The 20,406-nt window shown below is 58.3% G+C and carries 17 protein-coding genes and 1 tRNA gene; 3 read left to right on the plus strand and 15 right to left on the minus strand.

Annotated elements, in window-relative coordinates; genetic code table 11:
* Window positions 1–58: 58 nt before the first annotated feature.
* The 10 genes from QLG21_RS07195 to mltB all read right to left on the minus strand — a co-directional run bounded on the left by QLG21_RS07195 (window position 59) and on the right by mltB (window position 9,789).
* A tRNA-Ser gene (locus tag QLG21_RS07195) sits at window positions 59–151 on the minus strand.
* Window positions 152–495: 344 nt separating this feature from the next.
* The gene (gene csrA, locus QLG21_RS07200) at window positions 496–681 is read right to left on the minus strand and encodes a carbon storage regulator CsrA (protein WP_000906486.1); all 186 of its coding nucleotides are present in this window, start codon (window positions 679–681) and stop codon (window positions 496–498) included.
* 241 nt (window positions 682–922) lie between these two features.
* Window positions 923–3,550 carry an alanine--tRNA ligase gene (alaS, locus tag QLG21_RS07205; protein ID WP_282484150.1) on the minus strand — a complete coding sequence of 876 codons (2,628 nt, stop codon included), beginning with the start codon at window positions 3,548–3,550 and terminating at the stop codon, window positions 923–925.
* A gap of 131 nt (window positions 3,551–3,681) precedes the next feature.
* On the minus strand, window positions 3,682–4,182 hold the full coding sequence (gene recX / locus QLG21_RS07210) for a recombination regulator RecX (RefSeq protein WP_006178160.1): 501 nt from the start codon (window positions 4,180–4,182) through the stop codon (window positions 3,682–3,684).
* 70 nt (window positions 4,183–4,252) lie between these two features.
* The gene (gene recA / locus QLG21_RS07215) at window positions 4,253–5,311 is read right to left on the minus strand and encodes a recombinase RecA (RefSeq protein ID WP_042321788.1); all 1,059 of its coding nucleotides are present in this window, start codon (window positions 5,309–5,311) and stop codon (window positions 4,253–4,255) included.
* An 89-nt stretch (window positions 5,312–5,400) separates the two neighbouring features.
* Entirely contained in the window at window positions 5,401–5,898 is a 498-nt protein-coding gene (gene pncC, locus QLG21_RS07220) for a nicotinamide-nucleotide amidase (RefSeq protein ID WP_006178162.1), read from the minus strand.
* A gap of 130 nt (window positions 5,899–6,028) precedes the next feature.
* Window positions 6,029–6,907: a metal ABC transporter substrate-binding protein gene (locus tag QLG21_RS07225; RefSeq protein ID WP_282484181.1), complete on the minus strand. Its 879-nt coding sequence runs from the start codon at window positions 6,905–6,907 to the stop codon at window positions 6,029–6,031.
* Entirely contained in the window at window positions 6,907–7,782 is an 876-nt protein-coding gene (locus tag QLG21_RS07230; RefSeq protein WP_282484151.1) for a metal ABC transporter permease, read from the minus strand. Before QLG21_RS07230 ends, QLG21_RS07225 begins: the two co-directional genes overlap by 1 nt.
* Complete coding sequence (locus tag QLG21_RS07235; protein ID WP_282484152.1) at window positions 7,779–8,432, minus strand: ATP-binding cassette domain-containing protein; 654 nt, start codon at window positions 8,430–8,432, stop codon at window positions 7,779–7,781. The genes QLG21_RS07230 and QLG21_RS07235 overlap by 4 nt, the downstream gene beginning before the upstream one ends.
* 256 nt (window positions 8,433–8,688) lie before the next feature.
* A complete protein-coding gene (mltB, locus tag QLG21_RS07240; protein ID WP_282484153.1) occupies window positions 8,689–9,789 on the minus strand; it encodes a lytic murein transglycosylase B in 1,101 nt (366 codons plus the stop codon).
* 190 nt (window positions 9,790–9,979) lie between these two features.
* Between mltB and gutQ the strand changes: the two genes are divergently transcribed.
* Complete coding sequence (gene gutQ / locus QLG21_RS07245; RefSeq protein ID WP_088208660.1) at window positions 9,980–10,945, plus strand: arabinose-5-phosphate isomerase GutQ; 966 nt, start codon at window positions 9,980–9,982, stop codon at window positions 10,943–10,945.
* On the opposite strand, the gene norR is transcribed toward gutQ, so the two are convergent.
* Window positions 10,938–12,449, minus strand: a complete 1,512-nt coding sequence (gene norR, locus QLG21_RS07250; RefSeq protein WP_042321794.1) for a nitric oxide reductase transcriptional regulator NorR — start codon at window positions 12,447–12,449, stop codon at window positions 10,938–10,940. The genes gutQ and norR overlap by 8 nt on opposite strands.
* Window positions 12,450–12,637: 188 nt before the next feature.
* Between norR and norV the strand changes: the two genes are divergently transcribed.
* Window positions 12,638–14,083: an anaerobic nitric oxide reductase flavorubredoxin gene (gene norV / locus QLG21_RS07255; protein ID WP_006178170.1), complete on the plus strand. Its 1,446-nt coding sequence runs from the start codon at window positions 12,638–12,640 to the stop codon at window positions 14,081–14,083.
* Window positions 14,080–15,213 carry an NADH:flavorubredoxin reductase NorW gene (gene norW, locus QLG21_RS07260; protein WP_282484154.1) on the plus strand — a complete coding sequence of 378 codons (1,134 nt, stop codon included), beginning with the start codon at window positions 14,080–14,082 and terminating at the stop codon, window positions 15,211–15,213. The genes norV and norW overlap by 4 nt, the downstream gene beginning before the upstream one ends.
* Window positions 15,214–15,394: 181 nt before the next feature.
* On the opposite strand, the gene QLG21_RS07265 is transcribed toward norW, so the two are convergent.
* The 4 genes from QLG21_RS07265 to QLG21_RS07280 all read right to left on the minus strand — a co-directional run bounded on the left by QLG21_RS07265 (window position 15,395) and on the right by QLG21_RS07280 (window position 20,341).
* The gene (locus QLG21_RS07265) at window positions 15,395–16,417 is read right to left on the minus strand and encodes a HoxN/HupN/NixA family nickel/cobalt transporter (protein ID WP_282484155.1); all 1,023 of its coding nucleotides are present in this window, start codon (window positions 16,415–16,417) and stop codon (window positions 15,395–15,397) included.
* On the minus strand, window positions 16,395–18,641 hold the full coding sequence (gene hypF, locus QLG21_RS07270; protein WP_282484156.1) for a carbamoyltransferase HypF: 2,247 nt from the start codon (window positions 18,639–18,641) through the stop codon (window positions 16,395–16,397). Before hypF ends, QLG21_RS07265 begins: the two co-directional genes overlap by 23 nt.
* A 6-nt stretch (window positions 18,642–18,647) precedes the next feature.
* Complete coding sequence (gene hydN / locus QLG21_RS07275) at window positions 18,648–19,193, minus strand: electron transport protein HydN (protein ID WP_006178177.1); 546 nt, start codon at window positions 19,191–19,193, stop codon at window positions 18,648–18,650.
* A 134-nt stretch (window positions 19,194–19,327) separates the two neighbouring features.
* The gene (locus tag QLG21_RS07280) at window positions 19,328–20,341 is read right to left on the minus strand and encodes a LacI family DNA-binding transcriptional regulator (protein ID WP_006178178.1); all 1,014 of its coding nucleotides are present in this window, start codon (window positions 20,339–20,341) and stop codon (window positions 19,328–19,330) included.
* Window positions 20,342–20,406 lie beyond the last annotated feature (65 nt).

Consider the following 20,406-nt stretch of genomic DNA (forward strand, 5'->3'; position numbering starts at 1 on the left):
CCTCCGACCGCTCGGTTCGTAGCCGAGTACTCTATCCAGCTGAGCTACGGATGCAAAATGGCGGTGAGGCGGGGATTCGAACCCCGGATGCAGCTTTTGACCGCATACTCCCTTAGCAGGGGAGCGCCTTCAGCCTCTCGGCCACCTCACCACACAACGCCTCTTTCGAGTGCTTCGAGTAACTCGTTAAGAGCTTCTCGTCGCTGCGTGGCGCATATATTACTTTCTGGGACTTATAAGTCAAACAATTTTCCAAAAGCTTTTATCGTTTGGACAAATCGCAGGCAATTCGCATGTAAAACCCGCAAAGAGGGTGTTTTATAAGCGGATTTTGCAGGCAGCTGTGCAGCATTCTCACGTGAGAAGCGTGAACTTTGCGGACGTTAAGAGTTATGGAGCGGTCAAAAAGAGCGCAATTGAAATAGAACGGTAACTTTATGGAGGAAGAATAACAGGAGGGGGTTGCGTCTCGCCCGACAGCGAGACGCAATAATATCAGTAACTGGACTGCTGGGATTTTTCAGCCTGGATACGCTGGTAGATCTCTTCACGGTGGACAGATACTTCTTTAGGAGCGTTAACACCAATACGTACCTGGTTACCCTTTACCCCTAAAACTGTCACGGTGACCTCATCCCCAATCATGAGGGTCTCACCTACTCGACGAGTCAGAATCAGCATTCTTTGCTCCTTGAAAGATTAAAAGAGTCGGGTCTCTTGTATCCCGGCATTATCCATCATATAACGCCAAAAAGTAAGCGATGACAAACACGTAAAGTGTAAGCAGTCACGGCATCACATTCTGTTAAACGTAAGTTTAGCCGATATACACAAACTCAACCTGACTTTATCGTTATCGATAGCGCAGTGAACAAGACGCCATAACGTTACCGCTACGGCGTCTGTTTGTGCTTTGTTGTTATTACAGTTTGGCGCTTACCCAGCTTTCAACACTGGTTAATGCCGCAGGAAGTGCCGCCGAATCAGTACCGCCGGCTTGCGCCATGTCCGGACGACCGCCACCTTTACCGCCCACCTGCTGAGCGACCATACCGATCAATTCCCCTGCTTTAACACGATCCGTCACATCCTTAGAGACGCCCGCAATCAGAGAAACCTTACCTTCTGCCACCGTCGCCAGCACGATTACCGCCGAACCTAACTGGTTCTTCAGGTCGTCGACCATAGTGCGCAGCATCTTAGGCTCAACGCCAGCCAGCTCGCTGACCAGCAGTTTGACGCCCTTAATGTCTACCGCTTTGCTGGAGAGGCTTGCGCTCTCCTGTGCTGCCGCTTGTTCTTTCAACTGCTGCAGCTCTTTCTCCAGCTGGCGGGTACGATCCAGCGCAACACGCACTTTCTCGCCCAGATTCTGGCTATCGCCTTTCAGCAGCTGCGCGATATCGTGCAGCTGGTCGCTCTGCGCGTGCAGGCTGGCAATAGCGGCCTCACCCGTCACCGCTTCGATACGACGAACGCCTGCCGCCGTGCCTGACTCAGACAGGATGCGGAACAGACCGATATCACCGGTGCGTGATGCGTGAGTCCCACCGCACAGCTCGGTTGAGAAGTCGCCCATGCTCAGCACGCGAACACGTTCGTCATATTTCTCACCAAACAGCGCCATAGCCCCTTTGTTCTTCGCGGCCTCGAGATCCATGATGTTGGTCTCGATTGGCAGGTTACGACGGATCTGCGCGTTCACCAGATCTTCCACCGCACGGATTTCAGACGGTTTCATCGCTTCAAAATGCGAGAAGTCGAAACGCAGAACTTTGTCGTTAACCAGAGACCCTTTCTGTGCCACGTGCGTGCCCAGCACCTCGCGCAGCGCGGCGTGCATCAGGTGTGTTGCAGAGTGGTTCAGACGGATGCGCGCACGGCGAGCTTCATCGACGTTAGCCTGCACGCCTTCACCGACTTTCAGTGAACCGGAAAACAGTTTGCCCTGGTGACCAATGGCCTGGCCGTATTTCTGCGTATCGCTCACGCTGAAGCTGAAACCGTTGCCTTTCAGTTCGCCTTTATCGCCAACCTGACCGCCGGATTCGGCATAGAACGGCGTTTTGTCGAGGATGACAACGGCTTCCTGGCCCGCGCTGATGCTGTCTACGGCTTTACCGTCAACAAACAGTGCAGTGACGTTGCCGGTCAGTTCCAGCGCGTCGTAGCCTTTAAATTCAGAGGCGCTATCAACACGGATCATTGCGTTGTAGTCTGCGCCAAAACCGCTGGATTCACGCGCGCGACGACGCTGCTCTTCCATCGCGGCTTCAAAGCCGGCTTCGTCAACTTTGATGTTGCGCTCACGGCAAACGTCCGCCGTCAGGTCAACCGGGAAGCCGTAGGTGTCGTACAGGCGGAAAGCGGTTTCGCCATCCAGCGTGTCGCCCTTGAGCTTAGACAGTTCGTCGTCCAGCAGCGCCAGACCGCGCTCCAGAGTACGGGCAAACTGCTCTTCTTCGGTTTTCAGAACCTGCTCCACCTGCGCCTGCTGGCGTTTCAGTTCGTCGCCGGCAGAACCCATCACGCCAATCAGTGGCCCAACGAGCTTATAGAAGAAGGTATCTTTCGCGCCCAGCATGTTGCCGTGACGAATTGCGCGACGAATGATACGACGCAGCACGTAGCCACGGTTTTCATTCGACGGGATCACGCCGTCGGCAATCAGGAATGCGCAGGATCGGATATGGTCAGCGATAACGCGCAGCGATTTGTTATTCAGATCGGTTGCGCCCGTCACTTCGGCAACGGCTTTAATCAGCGTGCTGAACAGGTCAATTTCGTAGTTGGAGTTAACGTGCTGCAGAACCGCAGCAATACGCTCCAGACCCATGCCGGTATCCACGGACGGTTTCGGCAGTGGCTCCATGGTGCCGTCGGCCTGACGGTTAAACTGCATGAAGACGATGTTCCAGATCTCAATGTAGCGATCGCCATCTTCTTCTGCGCTGCCCGGCGGGCCACCCCAGATATGGTCGCCGTGATCGTAGAAGATCTCGGTGCACGGGCCGCAAGGACCGGTGTCACCCATCTGCCAGAAGTTGTCTGAAGCAAACGGTGCGCCTTTGTTATCACCAATACGGATAATACGTTCGCGCGGGATACCGACTTCTTTTTCCCAGATGTCGAACGCTTCGTCGTCCGTTTCATAGACGGTAACCCACAGACGCTCTTTTGGCAGGTTGAACCAGTTTTCACCGGTCAGCAGTTCCCATGCATATTGAATGGCATCGTGTTTGAAATAGTCGCCGAAGCTGAAGTTACCCAGCATTTCGAAGAAGGTGTGGTGACGCGCGGTGTAACCGACGTTTTCCAAGTCATTATGTTTACCGCCCGCACGCACGCAACGCTGTGAGGTTGTCGCGCGGGAATAATTACGCTTGTCGAGACCAAGGAATACGTCCTTGAACTGGTTCATCCCGGCGTTGGTAAACAGCAGAGTCGGGTCGTTATTTGGTACCAGGGAGCTGCTGGCAACAACCTGGTGTCCCTTACTATGGAAAAAATCGAGAAACGCCTGACGGATCTCAGCGGTGCTCTTGCTCATAATTATCCTGAAATCAAGCTAACAAAATGTCGCAGCAAGTCTGTATCTGTTTACAGTTGGACAGACCAGCTACTGGAAAAAGTGGGAATAAGATAAGTTTTCTTTAGTGGGAAGTAAAATCCCGCATGCGTTCAATCGACAAAATTGCGCCAGATATCCTGAATATCTTCCATCAGGAAGCCGCGGTAGAGTAAAAATCGCTGAATTTTGACTTTTTCCGAAAATTCACGCGGCAGCGGTTCTCCGTATTTCCGGATCGCCTGCTCGCGCGCCATCTCACACCAGTCGAGATCGCACTCTCGCAGGGTTTTATCAATGGATTCCCGGGAGATACCCTTCTGGTTAAGCTCCTGGCGAATACGTGCAGGGCCGTAACCTTTCCGGCCACGGCTGGCAAGAAACCGGGAGGCGAAACGGTCGTCATCAAGATAGTTCTGCTCATAGCACCAGGCAATCACGCGGTCGTAGTCTTCCGCCGTGGCATCAATCTCTTCCGGCCCGTTTTTACTCATCACGGGTGCCGCCAGTTTACGCCGTAACTCCTGCTCGCTGTGGTCACGCACTGCCAGAATACGTACCGCGCGATCCAGCAGGCGCGCATAGGCAGGGCGACGAGATGTCGGTTCACTCATAAAAAAACCTGCTAATTCAGAAATGCAAAAAGGGCCGCATTCGCAGCCCTTCATTTTCTACACGGAAGAATTAGAAATCTTCGTTGGTTTCTTCAGCATCTGCAGCATCAACCACGAAATCCGGTTTGGAGTCCTGGTTGTTCAGCAGAAGCTCACGCACCTTTTTCTCGATCTCTTTCGCCGCGGCCGGGTTATCTTTCAGCCAGGAAATGGCATTGGCTTTACCCTGACCAATTTTATCGCCGTTGTAGCTGTACCAGGCACCCGCTTTCTCAATCAGCTTCTCTTTCACGCCCAGGTCAACCAGCTCGCCGTAGAAGTTGATACCTTCGCCGTAGAGGATCTGGAATTCAGCCTGTTTAAACGGTGCTGCGATTTTGTTCTTCACAACCTTCACGCGGGTTTCACTACCCACCACGTTCTCACCGTCTTTCACCGCGCCAATACGGCGGATATCCAGACGCACAGACGCGTAGAATTTCAGCGCGTTACCGCCAGTGGTGGTTTCCGGGTTACCGAACATCACACCGATTTTCATACGGATCTGGTTGATGAAGATCAGCAGCGTGTTGGACTGTTTCAGGTTACCTGCCAGCTTACGCATCGCCTGGCTCATCATACGTGCCGCGAGGCCCATGTGAGAGTCACCGATTTCACCTTCGATTTCGGCTTTTGGCGTCAGCGCGGCAACGGAGTCAACCACGATAACGTCAACCGCACCAGAACGTGCCAGCGCGTCACAAATTTCCAGCGCTTGCTCGCCGGTGTCCGGCTGAGAACACAGCAGGTTGTCGATATCAACACCCAGCTTACGTGCGTAGACGGGGTCAAGCGCGTGCTCGGCATCGATAAACGCACAGGTTTTACCTTCGCGCTGTGCCGCCGCAACGACCTGCAGGGTCAGCGTGGTTTTACCTGAGGATTCCGGCCCGTAGATTTCTACGATACGGCCCATCGGCAAACCGCCCGCGCCCAGTGCGATATCCAGAGAAAGCGAACCGGTGGAGATAGTTTCCACGTCCATGGAACGGTCTTCACCCAGGCGCATGATGGAGCCTTTACCGAATTGTTTTTCGATCTGGCCCAGTGCTGCCGCCAACGCTTTCTGTTTGTTTTCGTCGATAGCCATTATTACTCCTGTCATGCCGGGAGAAGCAACTGCGCTTCACCGTGGATTTCTGTTCTGTTGGTGCAATTATACTGTATAGTCATACAGTATCAAGTATTTTGTAGAAAATGTTGCCAGAGCGTTTTTAACGCATATTCCGTCGCCTGACGACGCACGCTTTCGCGATCGCCGCTGAAGCATTCCCGCCGCGTTATCCCCTCGCCTTTCGAGGTTGCGAAACCAAACCACACGGTGCCGACAGGCTTCACGTCGCTGCCGCCATCCGGCCCGGCGATGCCGCTAATCGAAATCGCATAGTCTGCGCGCGCCTCTTTCAGGGCACCAATCGCCATCTCAATGACCACCGGTTCGCTGACCGCGCCATGCTGTTCAAGCGTGGCTTCACGCACGCCGATCATCTGCGCTTTAGCTTCATTACTGTAGGTCACAAAGCCGCGTTCAAACCAGGCGGAACTGCCCGCAATGTCGGTAATCACTTTGGCTACCCAGCCACCGGTACAGGACTCGGCGGTGGTGATGGTCGCCCCGCGCTGCTTCAACGCCAGCCCTACCACTTCGCTAAGCTGCATCAATTCATGGTCAGTCATTTTCGCTCCAGGCTTCGAAAAAACGTGCAGCACAAGATAGCACTTTCTCGTCAAATATGGGGATGCGCTTCAGGTTTTACGAGGGAGCTTCAGAAAAAAGCCGACGCGGGCGCATCGGCTTGAAAGAACATTACTTCATGCTGTCGGCGAGGGTATTCACGTTGTGGCGGAACGCCCTGACGTAGGTATCCGCCACGCCGCCTTTTGCCGACAAGGCTTCCGGGTAGAGTTCACCGCCAGGCTCGGCTCCTGTTGCGCTGGCAATTTGCTTCACCAGACGCGGGTCGAGCTGGTTTTCCATAAACCAGGCTTTAACGCCGTTGGCTTTAATCTGGTTGATGATCTCAGCCACCTGCGCCGCGCTGGCTTCGCTCTCAGACGACAGCCCCTGCGGCGCCATAAAGGTGACACCGTAGGCGCGGCTGAAATAGCCGAAAGCGTCATGGCTGGTCAGTACGTTGCGTTTTGCCTGCGGGATCTGGCTAAAGCGCGTTTTGGCCCAGCCGTCCAGTTGGGTCAGTTGGGCGATGTACGGCTTCCCGGTAGCCTCCAGCGCGGCTTTGTCGTCCGGGTCAGCTTTCACCAGCGCCGACAGTATATTTTGCGCATACAGCGCCCCGTTCGCCGCGCTGTTCCAGGCATGGGGATCGGTCACGGTTTTGCCGTCTTCCTCCAGCGTGTGCGTTTTCACCCCCGCCGAGGCCACCACCAGCTGGCCTTTAAAGCCGGAGGCTTTCACCAGACGGTCAAGCCAGCCCTCAAGCCCTAATCCGTTAACCACCACTACATCTGCCTTGCTTAACGCCGCACTGTCTTTCGGCGACGGTTCAAAAGTGTGCGGATCGCCATCCGGCCCCACCAGCGAGGTCACCTTCACATGTTCACCCCCCACTTCCTGCGTAATATCACCCAGGATGGAAAAGCTGGTCACCACATTAAGCGTTTTCGCCATCAACCCCGGCGACATCATTCCTAGCGCGAGCGCAATAGCTAACCCTGTACGTTTCATCATTTCCCCTTGCGTTGAAAAAGCGCACGCAGGCTGCCAGCCAGCCTGCTGCGCGAACCCAATAAAATCGAGATAAAAAACAGCGCGCTGGCGGTCAGCACAATGGACGGCCCGGCAGGTAAGCTTGCGGCCCAGGAGAGGCTTAATCCCAGCCACGCACAGCCGATACCGCTGAGACCCGCCATCGCCAGCAGCCCCGGTAGCGTGCGGGCCCAGCAGCGCGCCGCAACCGCCGGGAGCATCATCAGCCCAACGGCCATCAGCGTGCCGAGCACCTGAAAACCGGCCACCAGGTTGAGCACCAGCAGAGCGAGAAACAGGCCGTGCAGCAGGCCGGGCAGCCAGCGGGCATTCACCTGCAGCCACGCGGTATCAAACGCCTCGGTAACCAGCCCACGATAGAAAATCGCCAGCGTAATAAGGGTGACCATACACACGCCCGCGACGAACAGCGCGGCGTCGTTGTCCACCGCGAGAATAGAACCGAAGAGAAGATGCAGCAGGTCTACGTTCGATCCGCGCAGCGAGACCAGAGTCACGCCGAGGGCAAGCGATCCGAGATAGAACCCGGCGAAGCTGGCGTCCTCTTTGAGCGGCGTGCGGCGGCTGACCACGCCCGCCACCAGCGCGACGGTAATGCCCGCCACGAAACCGCCCACACTCATCGCCAGCAGCGACATTCCGCTAAGCAGATACCCCACCGCCACGCCGGGCAAAATGGCATGGGAGAGCGCATCGCCCATCAGGCTCATCTGACGCAGCTGCAAAAAGACGCCCAGCGCCGTCGTGCTGACGGAGAGCGCCAGGCAGACCACCAGCGCGCGGCGCATAAAGCCGTATTCGATAAAGGGCTGAAAGAAGATGTGCCAGATCATGCCACCCTCACCCGTTCCGTGGTCCAGCAGGGAATATCGTGATCCAGCCGCAACGTTTGTGGGAAGTGCCGCGACACGCGCTCACTGTCGTGTAACACCGCCAGCAGCGTCTGCCCCTGCATGTACATCTCAAGCATGATCTCCATCAGGACGTTACTGGTCGCTTCATCGACACCGGTAAAAGGTTCATCGAGCATCACCAGCGGTGCCTGCTGCACTAACACGCGCGCAAATAGCATGCGCTGAAACTGGCCGCCGGAGAGCGCATCGATGGTCGACAGCGCCATTGACGCCAGCCCAACTCGCTCAAGCGCCCCCGCAATTCGCAGACGCGCGTCACGGCTAAACCCGGAAAAAAGTGAGACGCGTGGCCAGCAGCCCATTCCCACCACGTCCTGCACGGTCAGCGGAAATTGCGCCTCCAGCGCGTGCCGCTGCGCCAGCCAGCCAATCACCGGGCGTTTTCCCTGCCAGCGAAAGCCGCCGCTTACTGGCGGAAGAAAACCCGCGAGCGTTTTGAGCAGCGTGGATTTCCCGCAGCCGTTCGCACCGACGATGGCAGTCATGCTGCCGCGCTCAATAGCCCCCGATAACGCCCGCGTGACGGGCTGGCGGTCATAGCCCGCAATAAGTTCGTTCATTACGATCATGGCAGCGCCACCGCCCAGCGCACGGCGAGACCGAGAAAGATCATCAGCACCAGGGCCAGCAGAAGCCGCGCCTGTGCGGAGAGCGATAAAAAGGAAGTCGACATCTTTACACCACTTTAAATGTTATAACATAACAATAATAAAAGATGACAATGATGTAAATGAAGGAAGGGTAAAGGGAGTGTGGCGAAATGTTTCTAAGAAGAACGGGGCGCACGGCTCCCCTCTCCCAACGGGAGAGGGGGAATAAGGTAACTTACTGGCTAAACGGTGACGCCGCCGGCACGCGCGCCTGGGATACCGCCAGCCCCAGCTGCCACACGGCCATCGCATAATGTGTGCTGTGGTTATAGCGCGTGATGGTGTAGAAGTTCGGCAGACCGTACCAGTACTGATAACCCGTACCGACATCCAGGCGCAGCAGGCTCAACTGCTGGGCGTCACCCAGCGGCTGGGTCGGCGTTAAGCCTGCCGCCATCAACTGCGCAGGGCTGTACTGGGTTTTGAAGCCATTTTCCAGGCCAAACGCCTGGCCGTTGGCCTGCACCGCCACCTGGCCGCCCGGCGTCCAGCCGTGCGCTTTGAAGTAGTTTGCCACGCTGCCGATAGCATCTACCGGATCCCACAGGTTGATGTGACCATCCCCGTTGAAATCGACGGCATATTGCTTATAGGAAGACGGCATAAACTGGCCGTAGCCCATCGCACCGGCAAACGAGCCTTTCAGATCCAGCGGATCGTCCTGCTCGTTACGCGCCATCAGCAGGAAGGTTTCCAGTTCGGACGAGAAGTATTCGGCACGGCGCGGGTAGTTAAAGGAGAGCGTTGCCAGCGCGTCGAGGATGCGGGTTTTGCCCATCACGCGGCCCCAGCGGGTTTCCACGCCGATAATCCCGACGATGATTTCAGGCGGAACGCCGTAAACCTGCCACGCGCGGTTGAGCGCATCTTCATACTGGTTCCAGAACGCCACGCCGTTTTGCACGTTGTCCGGGGTAATAAACTGTTTGCGGTAGCGCAGCCACGCACCGTTCGGCCCGGTTGGAACCTGCGCCGTCGGGGCCTGCCTGTCCATCAGACGCAGCACGTAGTCCAGACGTTTCGCCTGAGACAAAATCTCGTGCAGCTGCTGGCGGTCAAAGCCGTGCTTGCTCACCATTTTGTCGATAAAGGCTTCCGCAGCCGGGTTGTTCGCAAAATCGCCACCCATCTGCATCATATTGTGCTGCGGCTCCAGCAAGAAGCCCCCGGACGGCGCGCCAGCCGTCTGCTGAACAGCTTCGGTCTTTGGTTTGCTACTACAGGCGGACAGCAAAATAAGTGCAGGCAACAGCGCTGCATAACGACGCTTGAACATGGGACATCCATTTAACGAGTTCGATAAGAACCCAGTATGGTAAAGCATCCCCAACTCCTCAAGGAAGCGGTTCTGTGGCCGTAAGCAAAATCTTTCGACATTGACCACGATCGCCGAAAGGAGAATGGATTACTATAGCGCCCTCCTTCCGCCGCGAAGGGAATGGAAACGATCGAAACCGGAGAGAGTGATGAGTGATTTTCTGTTAAACGCAGGCCGCCAGACCCTGCTGCTGGAGTTGCAGGAAGCAAGCCGCCTGCCGGAACGTCTGGGCGAGGATTTTGTCCGCGCGGCCAACACCCTTATTCAGTGTGAAGGAAAAGTGATTGTGGCGGGGATTGGTAAATCCGGCCATATCGGCAAAAAGATTGCCGCAACGCTTGCCAGCACCGGCACGCCCGCCTTTTTCGTCCATCCGGCTGAAGCGCTGCATGGCGATCTGGGGATGATTGAAAGCCGCGACGTGATGCTGTTCATCTCCTACTCCGGTTCAGCTAAAGAGCTGGATCTCATCATCCCTCGCCTGCAGGAAAAATCGGTAGCGCTGCTGGCGATGACCGGCAAACCCCGCTCGCCGCTGGCGCTGGCAGCCAAAGCCACGCTGGATATCTCTGTTGAACGCGAAGCCTGCCCGATGCACCTCGCCCCCACCTCCAGCACCGTCAATACGCTGATGATGGGCGATGCGCTGGCCATGGCGGTGATGCAGGCGCGCGGGTTTAACGAAGAAGATTTTGCCCGCTCGCATCCGGCGGGGGCGCTGGGCGCGCGTCTGCTCAATAAAGTGCACCACCTGATGCGCACCGACGAGGCCACGCCGCAGGTCACGCTTGATACCAGCGTGATGGACGCAATGCTGGAGCTGAGCCGTACCGGGCTGGGGCTGGTTGCCGTGTGTGATGACGGCGGCTTCGTCAAAGGCGTCTTTACCGACGGCGACCTGCGCCGCTGGCTGGTTGGCGGCGGTAAGCTGGAATCGCAGGTGTCAGACGCCATGACCACAGGCGGCTTAACGCTCAACGCCGAAAGCCGCGCCATTGAGGCTAAAGAGGTGCTGATGAAGCGTAAAATTACCGCCGCACCGGTGGTGGATGACAGCGGCAAGCTGTGCGGGGCCATCAACCTGCAGGATTTCTATCAGGCCGGTATTATTTAAGCCCAAGACGCTTCGCCAGCCGGTGCAGGTTGGCGACGTCCGTCTCCAGCGCACGCGCGCACGCGGCCCAGCTGCGATTATTCTGCTCCAGCGCACGGGCGATAGTCTGTCGCTGAAACGCCTCCGTCGCCTCACGCAGATTCTGGGTAGCAATCTCCGGGACAACCTGCGTCACGGTCTGCACGGCTTCATCGTGCAGGGCAAAATGACGGGCGTGGATCACCACCTCATCCCCTGACCGCGTGGCCCGCGCCAGTACCACCGCACGGTGAATGGCATGTTCCAGCTCGCGCACGTTTCCCGGCCAGTCGTAGCTCAGCAGATGGCTGCGCGCGCCCGGGCTTAACACCACGCGGGAAAGCCCCATCTTCAGACGACACTGCTCGCAGAAATAGCCTGCCAGCAGCACCACATCTTCACCACGCTCGCGCAGCGGCGGCACGGAGAGCGGGAAAACGCTCAGTCGGTGAAACAGGTCGGCACGGAACTGCCCGGCCAGCACGGCTTCACGCAAATCGCGGTTGGTGGCGGCCAGCACGCGCACGTCGACGCGCAGGCTGCGATCGTCCCCGACGCGCTGAATATCACCATACTGCAGCACGCGCAGCAGCTTCGCCTGCAGCGACAGCGACAGCTCACCAATTTCGTCGAGGAACAGCGTGCCGTTATCTGCCATTTCAAACTTGCCGCTGCGGTTGCTGATGGCCCCGGTAAACGCCCCTTTGACGTGACCAAACAGCTCGCTTTCCGCCACGCTCTCCGGCAGCGCCGCGCAGTTAAGGTAGACCAGCGGGTTAACCGCACGCGGCGAGGCCTCGTGAATCGACTTCGCCACCAGCTCCTTCCCGGTGCCGGTTTCACCAAAAATCAGCACGTTCAAATCGGAGGCCGCCACAATGTCGATCTCTTTTTTAAGCTGCGCCATGCCCGGCGACAGGCCGATCATCTCGGTGTGAGCCACCTGCTCAAACGCTGCCGGGCTGCCGGGAAGAATGTTCTGGCTCTCCAGTTGCTCAATCAGCAGCGCATTGTTGAGCGCGCCGGCGGCCAGCGCGGCAATCAGCCGTAGCTCCTCGTCGCTGAACGTGTCGAACTGATCCGGCGACATGCCGTCAAGCGTCAGCGCGCCGATGAGGTTTTGCCCGGCAAACAGCGGCAGGCCAATGCAGGCGTGCACCTTCAGGCTCTCCTGTCCGGGGATCAACCCGTCATAGGGATCGGGCAGATCGCTGTCTGCCGGAAAGCGCACCACGTCCCCCGCCCTGGCGATGGTTTCCAGGCGCGGGTGGCCTTCAAGGGTAAAGCGACGCCCCAGCACGTCCTGCGCCAGCCCGTCGATCGCCAGGGGGATAAACTGCCGCCCCTCGTAGCGCAGCAGCGCCGATGCATCGCACTCCAGCACGTGGCGCAGCGTGGAAATCAGCCGCTGAAAACGGTCCTGATGCCCAATCCCGGTTTGCAGTTCAATGGCTATCTTCGCCAGTACATCTACAGAAAAGCTCATGTTGACCTCGCTGTCATTTTGACAATATATATTGTCATATTGACAGTATTTATCATAGTCATTATGACTAACCATTAGGGAGGATAAAAAAATAAAACCATATACAATCAATAGGTTAAAAAGTTGGCACGCAACTTGATATAGCTAAACCATCTTATTTAAAAACGTCGCATTAAACTGAGGTTGCTATGTCTATTCTGGTTAAAAATAACATTCATTGGGTTGGCCAACGTGACTGGGAAGTTCGTGATTTCCACGGAACTGAATACAAAACGCTGCGCGGCAGCAGCTACAACAGCTATCTCATTCGTGAAGGCAAAAACGTCCTGATTGATACCGTCGATCACAAATTCAGCCGTGAGTTCGTGCAGAACCTGCGCAGCGAAATCGACCTGAATGACATCGACTACATCATTATTAACCATGCGGAAGAAGATCACGCCGGCGCGCTGACCGAGTTGATGTCCCATATCCCGAATACGCCAATCTACTGCACCACCAACGCGATTGACTCCATTAACGGCCATCATCACCATCCGGAGTGGAATTTCCACACCGTGAAAACCGGTGACTCCCTGGATATCGGTAACGGCAAACAGCTGATCTTCGTGGAAACGCCTATGCTGCACTGGCCTGACAGCATGATGACCTACATGACCGGCGACGCGGTGCTGTTCAGTAACGACGCCTTCGGCCAGCACTACTGCGATGAGCGTCTGTTCAACGACGAAGTGGATCAGACCGAGCTGTTTGAGCAGTGCCAGCGCTACTACGCCAACATACTTACGCCGTTCAGCCGTCTTGTAACGCCAAAAATCACTGAGATCCTCGGCTTTAACCTGCCGGTGGATATGATTGCCACCTCTCACGGCGTGGTATGGCGTGAAAATCCAACCCAGATTGTCGAGCTGTATCTGAAATGGGCGGCAGATTATCAGGAAGATCGCATCACTATCTTCTACGACACCATGTCCAACAACACCCGCATGATGGCGGATGCAATCGCGCAGGGTATCAACGAAGTTGACCCGAACGTGGCGGTGAAAATCTTCAACGTCGCCCGCAGCGATAAAAACGAGATTCTGACCAACACCTTCCGCTCCAAAGGCGTGCTGGTGGGCACCTCCACCATGAACAACGTGATGATGCCAAAAATTGCGGGTCTGGTAGAAGAGATGACCGGCCTGCGCTTCCGCAATAAACGCGCCAGCGCCTTTGGCTCCCACGGCTGGAGCGGCGGCGCGGTTGACCGTCTCTCAACCCGCCTGCAGGATGCCGGTTTTGAAATGTCCATGAGCCTCAAGGCCAAATGGCGCCCGGACATCGACGCGCTGGAAATCTGCCGCCAGCACGGTCGCGATATCGCACGTCAGTGGGCGCTCGCTCCACTGCCTGAAGCCGTAGCAAAACCGGCCGAACCACAGCCCGCCAGCAGCTGTGCCGCCGCTTCTGCCGATCTCGGCCCGCGCATGCAGTGCAGCGTCTGCCAGTGGATTTACGACCCGGAACTGGGCGAGCCGCTGCAGGATGTCGCCCCGGGCACGCCGTGGAGTGACGTACCGGACAACTTCCTCTGCCCGGAATGTTCCCTTGGTAAAGACGTCTTTGACGAACTGGCTACGGAGGCAAAATGAGCAACGGGATCGTCATCATCGGCTCGGGCTTTGCCGCCCGCCAGCTGGTGAAAAACATTCGTAAACAGGATGCCAGCGTGCCGTTGACGGTGATCGCCGCCGACAGCATGGACGAGTACAACAAGCCTGATTTAAGCCACGTCATTAGCCAGAATCAGCGTGCCGAAGACCTCACCCGCCAGTCGGCGGGGGAGTTCGCGGAACAGTTTAACCTGCGCCTGTTTCCCTACACCTGGGTAACCGATATCGACGCTGCCGCCCACGTCGTGAAAGCGAAAGACCAGAGCTGGCAGTACGATAAGTTAGTGCTTGCTACCGGTGCTTCTGCCTTTGTTCCACCGGTTGAAGGCCGCGAGCTGATGCTCACCCTGAACAGCCAGCAGGAGTACCAGGCCAGCGAAACGAGGCTTCGCGATGCGCAGCGCGTGATGATTGTTGGCGGCGGCCTGATTGGCACCGAGCTGGCGATGGACTTCTGCCGGGCGGGTAAAGCCGTCACCTTAGTGGACCACGCGGCGAGCATTCTGTCGGCGCTGATGCCTGCGGAAGTAAGCAGTCGCTTACAGCATCGTCTGACCGATATGGGCGTGCACCTGCTGCTGAAATCGCAGCTGCACAGTCTGACCAAAACCGAGGGCGGCGTGCGCGCCACGCTCGACGGCAATCGCAGCGTAGAGGTAGACGTTGTTATCGCTGCGACCGGGCTGCGTCCGGAAACGGCGCTGGCTCACCGTGCCGGAGCCGAGACCCACCGCGGCGTGAAGGTAGACAGCTACCTGCGCACCACGCAGCCCGACATCTATGCGCTGGGCGACTGCGCGGAGATCAACGGCCAGGTTCTGCCGTTCCTGCAGCCGATACAGCTTAGCGCGATGTATCTGGCGAAAAACCTGCTTGGGGGCAGTGCGCCCCTGAAATTACCCGCGATGCTGGTGAAGGTGAAAACACCCGAGCTGCCGCTGCACCTTGCTGGTGAAACCCAGCGCCGGGATCTTAACTGGCACATCATCCTTGAGTCTCAGGGGATGGTGGCACGCGGTGCTGACGATGAGGGCAATCTGCGCGCCTTCGTGGTCAGTGAAGATCGGATGAAGGAGGCTTTCGCTCTGCTGAAATCGCTGCCAGCTTAACCCTCGTATTGCCGGGTGGCGCTCCGCTTACCCGGCCAACAACACTGCTGAAATCGCTTCCTGCTTAACCCTCGCAATGCCGGGTGGCGCTCCGCTTACCCGGCCTACTCAACAACAAAACGACAAACCTTGTAGGCCCGTGCAAGCGGAGCGCCGCCGGGCAACAAAAGGTCTGAGTGATTCAGGAACGCACCACCAGCGCATCGTAGCCGCGCCAGCGGTAGTTAACCATCGAGATCAGCCAGCAGGCGACAAACAGCCCAACGACGACAAATCCGGCGTTGCCGAGGTTGTCGTTGACCGCGCCAATCAGCTCCCACACGCCGCCGCTGAGTGCGAATTTATCCATCAGCAGGCCCAGCGCTTCCAGCCCTCCGATGAACAGCGCCACTACCACGGATGTCCCGGTGATGGTCATGTTGTAGTAGAGCTTGCGCTGCGGTTTATTAAACGCCCAGCCGTAAGCGCCCACCATTAACAGATTATCAAGCGTGTCGATCAGCGCCATGCCGCTGGCGAACAGTGCTGGGAAGATCATGATCGCCCACACCGACATCCCCTTTGAGGCGCTGGCCGCGGAGATGCCCAGCACGCCAATCTCGGTGGCGGTGTCAAAACCCAGTCCGAACAGGAAGCCGACCAGGTACATCTGCCAGCTTTTGTTGACCAGGCGGAACGTCGCACCAAACAGCCAGTTCATCACGCCGCCCTGCGCTGGCAGCGCAAGATCGCCGCTGGCCGAACGCCCTTTTTTCAGCGCCTGAAAACTGCGCCAGACGCCGCGTAAAATCACCATATTCACCAGCGCCATTGCCAGCAGGAACGTGGCCGACACGGCGGTGCCAATCATCCCGCCCGTCTCGTGGAACCAGGCCATGTTTTTCTGGAAGGCCGTGGCAGTTGCCGCGATTGCAATGGACGCCAGCACCACGATGGTAGAGTGCCCCAGCGAAAACCACGCCCCCACGCCGGACGGGCGTTTGCCCTGCTGCATCATCTTACGCGTGACGGTATCGATAGCCGCAATATGGTCGGCATCCACCGCGTGTCGCAGTCCGTAGCACCAGGCCAGCAGGCTTGCGGCCATCAGTGCCGGGCTGGCGCTGAAGGTTGACCATGCCCATCCCCAGGCAAGCAGATTTGCCATTACCAGAGCCAGCAGCAGGAACGCCGCGCGAGGTTCATTGCGTAAGTGTCGTAACATTTTGAGTCCTTTGTGAACATGACCGGGCGGCGGCGACAACCGCCTGCCCGAAGGAGATAGCCCCGTCACCTGCGGGCAGCTGACGAGGAAAAAGAAGGTGGTAGTCGGCAAGGTAATGTCTAAGCCGCGCGCGCAGCAGACGGTTATGTAACACGCCGCCACTGCAGCACACCGTTGAAAGCGACAGACGCCGGGCATGGCGCACGGCAAGTTCCGCCAGCCCTTTTGCCAGGGCGTCATGGAAGGCCCATGCCCGCTCGCAGGGTTCTGCCTGCCAGTTGAGCCACTGCTGCCAGAAGAGAGAGAGGTTTTCCACCGACAGGGTAACCGGATGCGCCACACCCGCACACTGCGACGCCAGCGCTTCCAGCCCGCAGGCGGCTTCCCCTTCGTAGCGCTGGTTTTCAGCGGCAATGCCCAGCGCGCAGGCCACCGCGTCGAACAGCCGTCCACAGGATGAGGCCCGCGGCGCGTTGATCCCGCGCGCAATGGCTGCAGAAAGCAGCGGCCAGTTTTGCCGCTGCACGGCCTGCGTTTCCGGATAGCGTTGCCACGCCGGAACAAAAGCCAGGCAGTGAGCAAGCAAATTGCGCCACGGCTGGACGGCAGCCAGATCCCCGCCCGGCAGCGCCACGGCGGGCAGTCCGCCCAGATGTTCGCATTCGAGATAGTTCACCCGCAGGCATTCCCCGCCCCACAGCGCGCCGTTCTCGCCCATGCCAATGCCGTCCAGCGTCAGAGCAATCACATCCCCGCCGTCCAGCGGCCAGCCGTGCTCGGCCATGCAGGCCGCCGTATGCGCGTGGTGGTGCAGCACCGTCTCGAGCGGCAACGCCTGCTCTTTGGCCCACGCGTGGGCGTGGTACCCCGGATGCGCATCACAGACCACGCGTTCCGCCTGGAAGGCGTAGATCCGCTGCATCACGTCAAGCGACGCGCGCCACTGCGCCTCCACGCCCTCCTCGCTGAGATCGCCAAAGTGCTGGCTCACAACCGCCTGGCTGCCGCGCACCAGACAAAACGTGTTTTTCAGCTCCGCGCCGGTGCATAGCATGGCGGGGATATCGCAAAAGCCTGCGGGTAACGTGATGATATCCGGCACAAAACCGCGCGCGCGGCGCAGCATCACGCCGTCCTGATCCAGCACGGAGTCATCCATCCGCTGGAGGATGTCGCGGTTGTGCAGCAGGAACCCGTCCGCGATGTCACCCAGCTCGTCCAGCGCCTGCTGGTTGGTCATGGCTGGCGGCCTGCCGCTGAGGTTGCCGGAGGTCATCACCAGCGGACGCTGGCAGTCCATCATCAGCAGATGCTGCAGCGGGTTCGCCGGGAGCATGACGCCAATCGTCGAAAGGCCGGGAGCAATCCCGTCGGGCAGGTCAGGAAGCCACGACGCCGGCACTAACACGATGGGCGCAGCAGGAGAGTGCAGCAGCGTTTGGATCGAATCCGGCAGGCCATCCGCCTGCGGGAGCATCACCGCCAGCGGCTTCGCCGGACGGCGCTTACGCAAACGCAGTGTGGCTATCGCCTGCGGATGACGGGCATCGCAGGCAAGGTGAAAACCGCCCAGCCCTTTGATGGCGACGATGCCGCCCTTTTTCAGCATCTCAACCGCGGCGCTCAGGGCCGCTTCACGCACGGCGGTTTTATCTCCCGCGCGCCATTCCAGCCAGGGGCCACAGTCCGGGCACGCCACCGGCTGGGCATGAAAACGCCGGTCGGCGGGGTCGCGGTACTCCGTTTCACAGGGCGTGCACAGCGGGAAGTGCGCCATTGCCGTGGCCGGACGGTCATACGGCATCGCGCGGATAATGGTGAAACGCGGGCCGCAGTGGGTGCAGTTGATAAAGGGATAGCGGTAGCGGCGCCCGGCAGGGTCGCGCATTTCGGCCAGACACGCCGGGCAGGTGGCGGCATCCGGAACAATCTGGGTGTCCATGGTCCCGGCCGCGCTGTGGCGAATGGAAAAATCGTCCGGCACGCGCGTCCAGGTAAAGGGCTGCGTATCAACGTGGTCAATGCGTGCCAGGGGTGGGCAGTCCTGATGCAGCCTCGCGGTAAAGGCCCCCCCATCACCCGCGAGGCGCACCAGCACGCCCTGTGCGTCATTGCAGACATCGCCCCTCAGCTGAAGCTGGTTCGCCAGCTGCCAGACGAAGGGACGAAAACCGACGCCCTGCACCCTGCCGCGTATGCGCAGCTGCACACCGTTACTGCTCATCGCGGCTTAAAACAGCAGAGATGACGACGTGTCGAACGCTGCCCGACGGCGTTTTTCCGCGCTCATCTGTTCGAGTTTGTCGCGATCCACGCAGACCAGCGCGTGCGTCGGGCAGGCTTCCATGCAGGCCGGGCCGGCTTCGCGGTGGTAGCAGAGGTCGCATTTATTGGCTTCGGCCTTCTCCGCTCGCACGCTCAGCCCCGCGCCGCTGTTGCGCACCACCGGGCGAACGACCACTTCCATCGCGCCATACGGACAGGCCACCACGCAGGTTTTGCAGCCGATGCAGCGCTCCTGCATCACGTGTACAAATCCTTTTTCGCGTTTGATTGCCCCGTTAGGGCAGACGTTGGCGCACGGCGCGTCTTCGCACTGGCGGCAGATCGCCGCCGTTGAAATATCCACGCCTTTGATAACGTGAATGCGCGGCAGGAAAGATTCCGGGGTCAGGGAGGCACAATCCTGATCCGCCTGGTGGGACACCACGCAGGCGACTTCACAGGTTCGGCAACCAATGCACTTACTGGCATCGGCCATCATAAAACGGTTCATCTACTACTCCAGCATATCAGTCATGCGCGAAGCTATTCACAAACCGTGCCAATTATTAACATGTTGATTTATATATAAATGAAAAACGAAAGCGGCACCGTCATCGTCACTTCTGACGATGACGGCTGTCGACGTCAGCGATGCGGACCGTCAGTGACGGAGTCGCGCAGGATCAGCTCGCCGGAGAAGGTTTGCTGAGAGGTGAACTCACCGCCATCCAGCATGAAGATTAAGCGACTGATGGTCTCTTTGATCATCTCCGTCACCGGAATACGCACGCTGGAGAGCGACGGCACGGTGTATGGCGCAATGGCAACATCGTCGAACCCAATCACCGACACCGCCTCCGGCGCGGCGATTCCGCTGTCATGAAGCTGTTTCAGGGCACCTATCGCCATATCGTCATTGCTCGCCACCAGCGCCGTAAAACGCTCGCCGCGGGATAACAGCCCGGCGACGGCCGCCGAACCGCTTGCCGGGGTCCACTTCCCTTCTGCTATCAGTTCTTCGCGCAGGGCGATGCCGTGCTGCGCCAGCGCGGCTTTGTAACCTGACAGACGCTCAACCCCGGTCGGGGAATCCAGCGAGCCGGTGATAAACGCAATCTCCCGGTGCCCTTTCGCAATCAGCTGCGACACCGCCTCCTGAGAGGAGGATTTATGATCGGACCAGACGCTGTGGCTGCTGTTTTTGCGCAGACGGCGGTTCAGCACCATAATCGGCTGCTCGCATTTCTCAACGATCTCGTCCATCTCCTCCACGCTGAGAAAACGCGGATAGATAATCACCGCGTCGCAGCGCATATCCAGCAGATACTGGATCGCCTCGCGCTCCTCTTCGGCGCTGTGCTTGCCGTCCGCCAGGATCAGCTGCCGCCCTTTCTCTTCGGTCATGCGCGCGGCGTGAAACAGCAGTTCGCTAAAGTAGACGCCGTGATACAGGGTGTTGGTCACCACCAGCCCCAGCGTCTGGGTGCGCCTGGTCGCCAGGTTGCGCGCCAGCAAATTCGGGCGATAGCCGCTCTCGTCGATGGCCTGAAACACCCGGTCTTTGGTCTCCTGGCTGACGTAGCCATTGCCCGACAGCACCCTGGAAACCGTCGCTTTCGAAACGCCTGCCCGTTTCGCCACTTCCAGCATCGTGGTCATCGTGTTCTTCCCTCTTAATCTGATGGTTCGCAGTGTACTGCACCGCATAAAAATTGTCGCAGCGG

Source organism: Enterobacter sp. V87_3, assembly GCF_029967835.1.
GTDB classification, from domain to species: Bacteria; Pseudomonadota; Gammaproteobacteria; order Enterobacterales; family Enterobacteriaceae; genus Enterobacter; species Enterobacter cancerogenus.